This window comes from Arsukibacterium sp. (assembly GCF_033722355.1).
Taxonomy (GTDB): Bacteria; Pseudomonadota; Gammaproteobacteria; order Enterobacterales; family Alteromonadaceae; genus Alishewanella.
On record NZ_JAWVZF010000256.1, the window covers coordinates 1 to 2522 of the forward strand.

Here is a 2522-nt window from a genome sequence, read left to right on the forward strand (position 1 = left end):
AGAACACTGATAATGGCTGGCTGATTGGCGCAGTATTCTCTGCTGCAGCAGCCATTTTATTTGGTCACGCGGCCTGGGCTAACTATCAGGGGATCCGGCAGGAGTTTACCCGCTCCTCAGCGTTAGCGGTAAGCAGCCCTTATGCTTTGGTAACACTGTTCTTTTTTGCCCGGTTCTGCTTTATTGCTCAGGGTTATCAGACTGCACACAACTACATCTCCATTAAGCATCCCGACTCGTTGCCGCAGTTATGGTTTGTGGTTGTGCTTACTGTGGTGATTAACTTAAGCCTGGTGGGCAACGCTTTTGCCAGACTGGTGACAAAAATACGCGCACTGGCTGACCGTGACAGCCTTACCGGGCTGTGGACCCGGCGTATTATGCAGCAACAACTGCTAAACCATGCCCGGAGCAGTGAGCGTCACCAGTCGGTATTTAGCATTCTGCTGATTGATTTAGATTACTTCAAAAAAATTAATGACAACTACGGCCACCAGGTAGGCGATGTTGCCTTACTTCATGCCAGCGCATGCTTTAAGCTGGTATTAAGAGCCGATGACTGGCTGGCACGATATGGTGGTGAAGAGTTTTTAGTCTTGTTGCCGCAAACCACTGCAGCCGAGGCAGCTGCCATTGCAGAGCGGATCCGCCTGCAACTGGCCAATGAACCCTTTCCTGCCGTTGCCGGCTTACAGCTGACAGCCAGTATTGGTGTAGCAACTTATCATCCGGGAGATAATACCGGGCAACTGATTGAGTCAGTAGACCGGGCGCTGTATCAGGCTAAGGCCCAGGGGCGCAATCAGGTGTGCGTAGCGCAAAGGTTTCAGCAAGAGAGCAACGCTAGTTAACCAGAATACTATCAGCCCAGCGCACCGCCTGCTGATATACCTCAGCCAGCTCAGCAATACCACTGATTTGCTGCTCCAGAGTGACAGTAGTTTCCCAGTCGCCTCGCTCAAAGGCCATGCTAAGCTGTAACATCTGCCCTAATAAGCCACTTTGGCTCAGTAAAGCCTGTTTAATTTCTGTCTGTAATGGTAATTGCTGCAGCATGACCGGCTGTGGCTGTTCAATAATTTCATGCACATTAGAGAACAGGCCTGTCAAAAAGGCACTGGGCGGGTTATTCGACAGATGTTTCTGTCCGGCCAGCAAATCACAGAAGCGGGCGCGGATTAAGGCAACCGTCAGCCGGTCGTCCTGCTCACCATCCGCTAAATTTGCCAGCGCCAGCAGGGCAATAAACTTTTTCAGCTCCGGCTCACCCATCGACACCATTGCCAGTTTTAACGAGCTGATCGGCTGACGGGCAGCAAACTGACTGTTGTTAACAAAGCGCAGTAACTTATAGGAAAGACCAACATCACGCTGACAAATATCGGCCAGCAGGTTAAAATCCAGCTCGGGTTTTGAAGCTTCAGCAATTAATGCCAGCAAATTTACTTTATTTGAACTGAGCTGCTTTTGTTTCATCATTTCCGGCCGGGCAAACAAATAGCCCTGAAACAGATCAAACCCCATCATTTTCAGTTTTTCGAACTGATCGGCGGTTTCCACCTTTTCGGCCAGCAGCACCAGCGGATAGTCGGCAATGCGCCGTAAATAGCGGCTGATTTGCAGCAGATTAAACTGCAGCACATCAATTTTCACATAAGTGATATAGGGTAAAAACTCATCCCATTTCGGGTCAAAGTCGTGATCATCCAGCGCCAGCTTATAGCCCTGACTGTGCAAATTCTGGCATACCTCTAATAATTGCGGGGTGGCGGGAACGGTTTCCAGAATTTCAATAACAGTACTGGCCGGATTAATCGAGGTAGGAAAGCGATGGATCAGGGTATCAGCAGAGAAGTTAATAAAAGCAGGCTTGTTGCCGGTAATACTTTCAACGCCGAGCAGTAAATGGTGCTGTAACAACAGTTTACTGGTCGCTTCATCGGCACAGATATCGGGAAAACTGTTCGCTTCGCCGTCGCGAAACAGCAACTCATAACCATAAACCGTTTTATCTGCAGCAAAGATGGGTTGGCGGGCAATATAACCATACATACAGCGTAACTCCATTACTTCCTGAACTTCAGTATAAGCGGAATTACTGTAATAACAATAACCCGCTCTAACTATTCTGTCTCTGATGCCAGGGCGGGTTGAGCTATGCTATTTGTCAGCTGCGCGCAGAGCGCTGGCCGTCGCGGTGCTCCGCTTTTGGTTTTTTCGGCCGGTAAGGTTTGCTGTTCGGATTACTGGGTGGCAACGGTTGTACCGGTTCAAAACCACTGATCACCTGACGTGGGATTTGTTGTTTGGTTAAGCGCTCAATGCCGGCCAGCTCTTTACTTTCATCGGCGCAGACCAGCGATATCGCCTGGCCAGACTGGCCGGCGCGGCCGGTACGGCCAATCCGGTGCACGTAATCTTCAGCAACATGCGGTAAATCGAAGTTGACCACCTGCGGCAGCATATCGATATCGAGGCCGCGGGCGGCAATATCGGTCGCAACCAGCACCCGGATAGTGCCG

Annotated in this window: 3 protein-coding genes; 1 reads left to right on the top strand and 2 read right to left on the bottom strand. The window is 50.3% G+C overall.

The window, feature by feature from the left end; genetic code table 11:
* A partial coding sequence (locus tag R3177_RS14520) for a GGDEF domain-containing protein (protein WP_318971722.1) occupies positions 1-851 on the top strand: 851 nt, incomplete at its 5' end.
* Here the strand turns inward: R3177_RS14520 and R3177_RS14525 are convergent.
* On the bottom strand, positions 844-2067 hold the full coding sequence (locus R3177_RS14525) for an EAL and HDOD domain-containing protein (RefSeq protein WP_318971723.1): 1224 nt from the start codon (positions 2065-2067) through the stop codon (positions 844-846). The genes R3177_RS14520 and R3177_RS14525 overlap by 8 nt on opposite strands.
* A gap of 100 nt (positions 2068-2167) precedes the next feature.
* A partial coding sequence (locus tag R3177_RS14530; protein WP_318971724.1) for a helicase-related protein occupies positions 2168-2522 on the bottom strand: 355 nt, incomplete at its 5' end.